The sequence below is a fragment of the Aquimarina atlantica genome (genome assembly GCF_000626715.1).
Taxonomy (GTDB): Bacteria; Bacteroidota; Bacteroidia; order Flavobacteriales; family Flavobacteriaceae; genus Aquimarina; species Aquimarina atlantica.
This window is the reverse complement of sequence record NZ_AQRA01000039.1, coordinates 1-562: the sequence shown is the minus strand read 5'-3', so window position 1 is coordinate 562 and position 562 is coordinate 1. Positions and strand designations below refer to the sequence as shown.

1 protein-coding gene is annotated in these 562 nt (G+C 34.3%); it reads left to right on the top strand.

Translation table 11 applies throughout. From position 1 onward, the window contains the following. A partial coding sequence (locus tag ATO12_RS24495; protein WP_131248902.1) for a T9SS type A sorting domain-containing protein occupies positions 1-545 on the top strand: 545 nt, incomplete at its 5' end. Between the last annotated feature and the right edge of the window lie 17 nt (positions 546-562).

Below are 562 nucleotides of genomic sequence, written 5' to 3'. Positions count from 1 at the left end.
AAGGTAGTAGCAAAAATGTAACTATGCTTGGAGAAGGAGTAGAAGTTGGAGCCTCTAGTAATTTTGTTGCAGAATCTCATAGTTATATTGTAAGTTCTTCTTCATATACCAATTGGAATGGCAACTCTGGTTATATAGGATTTACCTTCAAAATTAGTGGTAATACACATTATGGATGGTTTTATGCTACTGTAGCAAATGATGGATTATCCTACACTATATTAGATTATGCATATAACACTAATGCAGGTCAGGGATTGTTAACCAAAAGACCGGCAGCAGCAGGTCCAGAAAAAGCAGAGAACCTGGTTAAAGTATATCCTAACTCATTTACCGAAATGACCAATATTGACCTAACCAAATTAGGAAAACAAAGATTTACTATGAGTGTATATGATCTTTTAGGAAGACGTATTTATCACAAAAACTATGATAGAAACCCTGGAGTACTTCCTTTTGGAGGAGCAATAACCGAAAAAGGAAACTATTTCGTGAAAATAACATCCAAAGGAACTTCAGAAATACATACGATTGTAAAGAAATAACCTAATAAACCTGGTTG